This is a genomic window from Streptomyces sp. NPDC059853, from assembly GCF_042731495.1.
GTDB lineage: Bacteria > Actinomycetota > Actinomycetes > Streptomycetales > Streptomycetaceae > Streptomyces.
Map to the genome: position 1 here is coordinate 1 of NZ_JBHWJL010000403.1, position 3,781 is coordinate 3,781.

Below are 3,781 nucleotides of genomic sequence, written 5' to 3' on the forward strand. Positions count from 1 at the left end.
GAAGAAGGCGATGCCGTCGTCCGGCAGGTCCTTCAGGTCCTTGGCCCAGGTGCTGGGGTCGACGACCTTCTTCAGATGCGCCGACATGTACGGGCGCAGCGGCACCTCGGGGGTCGCCTTCTCGCCGACCCACATCAGATCGCTGTTGACGTAGCCGTACAGCCGCTTTCCGCCCGTGTAGGGGGCGGCGGACGGCGTACGCGCGATGGCATCGGTGGCCAGGTCGATGCGCGGCTTGCCCTCGGCCAGCTCCCCGTACCAGACCTCGGCGACCCCGTCCTGGCGGATCAGGACGGCCTCGACCTTGCGCTCGCCCGTCACCCGCCAGAAGCCGTGCTCCGACTCCAGCGGGCGGACCTTCTCGCCCTGGTCGTCCAGCTGCCAGGTGTGCGAGGAGTACTCCAGGAAGTCCCGGCCGTCGTGCGAGAAGCTGACTTCCTGGCCGAAGTTGGTGGCCTCCTCGCCGGCGAACTCGGCCACGCCCGCGCCGGTCCAGTTGCCCAGCAGGAAGACCAGCGGGACGAGATCCGGGTGCAGATCGGAGGGGATCTCGATCATCAGCGCTGGCCCTGGTAGAGCTTCTTCACGACCAGGCCGGTGAACGCCGCGGTACCCACGGCGACCAGAACCATCAGGGTGATGAAGAATGCCTCGAGCACGGGGGCTCCTAGTGCGTCGGCGGGAAAAATACGGTGCTCTGCCGAGTCTAGCGGGCCGCATCCGGGGGAAGCCGAGGGAGGTAGGCCAGTTGGCTGGGTGGCTTGCCGTGCCCATTGACCGTTTTGTGATCACGCCGGACTGAACGGGTTCGGCGGCTCGTGCGTCTAACGGCGTGGAGAGGATGTGATCATGAATTGTCCGAACTGTGGCGGTAACATGCACCAAGGACCCGCGGGCGACTGGGTCTGCGGAAACTGCGGGACGGCGAGCTGACCGACTTTGCCGCAGAACCCGGAAACACCGTCGACCAACCAGGAATCCCAGGAGTCCGAACCCCCTGATACCCGAAGACCGCGCCCCCTCCGGTGACACCGTAAGGGGCGCGGTCGTTGTGCGTCTTCCCCGGGCTACAGCGCGATGGCGACCTCGGCCAGCGCACCGCGCTCGGCGAGCACCACGGTGCGGTCGGCGCTCCCGCCGGGAACCAGCGCGCGCACCGTCCAGGTGCCCTCGGCCGCGAAGAACCGGAACTGGCCCGTCGCCGAGGTCGGCACCTCCGCCGTGAACTCGCCGGTGCCGTCAAGCAGTCGGACGTACCCCGTCACCGGTACCCCGTCCCGCGTGACCACGCCCTGGATGGTCGTCTGGCCCGCCGTGGCGGCGGCGTCGGGGCCGCCGGACTTCGCTCCGCACATGATTCCTGTCTCCGTCTTCTCTTGCTTCGCCTGGTCTTACTTCGCCGGGCCGGTCTCGACGGGGACGCCCACCAGCGAGCCGTACTCGGTCCACGAGCCGTCGTAGTTCTTGACGTTCTGCTGGCCCAGCAGCTCGTGCAGCACGAACCAGCTGTGCGCCGAACGCTCACCGATGCGGCAGTACGCGATGGTGTCCTTGCTCAGATCGACGCCCTCGCCCTCGTACAGCGCGGTCAGTTCCTCGTCGGAGCGGAAGGTGCCGTCGTCGTTCGCGGACTTCGACCACGGGATGTTGCGGGCGGTGGGCACGTGGCCGGCCACCTGCGACTGCTCCTGCGGCAGGTGCGCCGGGGCGAGCAGCTTGCCGGTGAACTCGTCGGGGGAGCGCACGTCGACCAGATTCTGGGTGCCGATCGCCGCCACGACCTCGTCGCGGAAGGCGCGGATGGACAGGTCCTGCTCCTGGGCGCGGTACTCGGTGGCGGGGCGCTGCGGCACCTCGGCCACCAGGTCGCGGGAGTCCAGCTCCCACTTCTTGCGCCCGCCGTCCAGCAGCCGCACGTCGCGGTGGCCGTACAGCTTGAAGTACCAGTAGGCGTAGGCCGCGAACCAGTTGTTGTTGCCGCCGTACAGCACCACGGTGTCGTCGTTGGCGATGCCCTTGGCGGACAGCAGCTTCTCGAAGCCCTCGCGGTCGACGAAGTCGCGGCGCACCGGGTCCTGGAGGTCCTGCTTCCAGTCGATGCGGATGGCGTTCTTGATGTGGTTCTTCTCGTAGGCGGAGGTGTCCTCGTCCACCTCGACGATGACGACCCCGGGGTCGTCGAGGTGCTGCTGGACCCAGTCGGCGTCCACCAGGACGTCACTGCGGCTCATGCTCGTTCTCCTTCGGCTGTGGTGAGCAGGGGGGAGTCGGGAGTTCATGCCGGTACGCACCGGTACCTACCGGATGCGGACCGGCGTACGCGCGCGGCGCAGGGCACGGCGCGGCGTACCGGCGACGGTGCGGAGTGTGGTGCGGCGGTACGCGCAGGAGCGCGGCTGTCAGCCGGCGCGGCGACAGAGCATGGCGGCGACGCGGCAGAGGTCCACTGCCCGCCGCTTGGTGAGTCCCCCGGCGGGGGTGCCCGCAGCCTGACGCATCATGTCCGTGATCGTACGGATACGGTCCCCGGCCTGTCACGAGGCTTCCGGATGCTGAGACGTGGATGTCCGCCATATGAACAGCGGCGGGAGGGCGGCCCCCGGGCGCGACGTGGTGCGGCGGTGGCGCGGTGTGGCGCGGTGGCGGTGCGGTCGGTCAGCCCACCAGGCGCAGATCGCTCCCGCTCACCGTCAGCTCAAGGCCCTGCTCACCCGGCGTCACCGCGTCCAGGGTCAGCCCGTCCGGCAGCCCCGAGATGGTGCGCTCCACCCCGGCCTGCTCGTCGATCATCGCCTCCACCTGCGACAGCGCGGCGGCGGGCAGACTCGGCAGCTCGTCCTTGTCGACGTTCACCCGCACCCGGTCGCCCTCCAGGGTGATGTCCCCCGGCACGTCCCCCACATCGAGGCGCTGCCCCATCACCGACGCCTGGAGCGTGATCAGCAGCCGCCCGTCGTCCGCGAGGCCGAAGGCGATCCCCAGGCCCGTGCTGTCCGAGCCCAGCAGCTCGCCGTACGCCCGGCCCAGCTCCTCGTACGTGATCAGCCCGGTGCCGTCCGCCTGCCGCGCGGTGGCGGTCGAGTAGTTCGAGCCCAGCTTCAGGTCGCGCAGCTCGATGTCCAGCTGCTCCACGGTGATCGAGGTGCCGTCCACCCGCGCCGGATACGAGTCGAGACCGACATCGACCCGGCTGAGGTTCTTGCCCAGGATCTGGGTGAGGAACGGGAAGCCCTTGACCGAGACGTCCGGGGTCTCGGACAGGCCGAGGGAACTCTGCGCCCTCGTGGCGACCTCGTCCTCGGCGTAGGACACCGCGAGCCGGTCGGCCACGGTGAACAGCACGCCGAGGACGACGAGCACGATCACTGATATTCGCAAGGCACGCATTGGGTGAGGTTCCCCCGTCGTATGTCCGGACTGCCGCGAGCGTAACCCGGCCTTCCGGTGAGCGGCGGGCGGACGACCGCCTTGCAGCAGCTCCGTTACAAGAGCACCCGGGCCAGCGGGTACACCGCGGGGGCCGCCGCCGTCAGGGGCAGCGCCACCCCGGCGGTGAAGTGCACGAACCGGGACGGGAAGTCGTAACTGGCCACCCGCAGCCCCGCCAGCGCGCATGCCCCGGCGGCCGCGCCGAGCGCCGCGCCCTTCCACAGCTCCAGGTCCGCGAGCTGCGCCGCACCGGCGCCGGCCGCCGCCGCCAGCACGAAGGCCACGACCGGCGCCACGAACGCCGCCGTCACCAGACCGCGCGCGACCGCCGCCACGGCGACGGCCGTGGCGG

5 protein-coding genes and 1 pseudogene are annotated in these 3,781 nt (G+C 69.9%); all 6 read right to left on the minus strand.

The window, feature by feature from the left end; all coding sequences use genetic code 11:
- Positions 1-558, minus strand: a 558-nt coding sequence (locus ACFV5N_RS25715) for an FABP family protein (RefSeq protein WP_385604308.1), incomplete at its 3' end; no start/stop codon positions are given.
- Positions 559-1,067: 509 nt separating this feature from the next.
- Positions 1,068-1,355 (minus strand): DUF1416 domain-containing protein, encoded by a 288-nt coding sequence (locus tag ACFV5N_RS25720; protein WP_019431807.1) that lies wholly within the window; start codon positions 1,353-1,355, stop codon positions 1,068-1,070.
- Positions 1,356-1,391: 36 nt separating this feature from the next.
- Positions 1,392-2,231, minus strand: coding sequence for a sulfurtransferase (locus ACFV5N_RS25725; protein WP_385604311.1), 840 nt, complete (start codon positions 2,229-2,231; stop codon positions 1,392-1,394).
- Positions 2,232-2,399: 168 nt separating this feature from the next.
- Positions 2,400-2,501 carry a putative leader peptide gene (locus tag ACFV5N_RS25730; RefSeq protein WP_346133130.1) on the minus strand — a complete coding sequence of 34 codons (102 nt, stop codon included), beginning with the start codon at positions 2,499-2,501 and terminating at the stop codon, positions 2,400-2,402.
- 154 nt (positions 2,502-2,655) lie between these two features.
- The gene (locus ACFV5N_RS25735; protein WP_385604314.1) at positions 2,656-3,387 is read right to left on the minus strand and encodes a DUF2993 domain-containing protein; all 732 of its coding nucleotides are present in this window, start codon (positions 3,385-3,387) and stop codon (positions 2,656-2,658) included.
- 95 nt (positions 3,388-3,482) lie between these two features.
- Positions 3,483-3,781, minus strand: a pseudogene (locus ACFV5N_RS25740) (hypothetical protein); the annotation flags it as partial.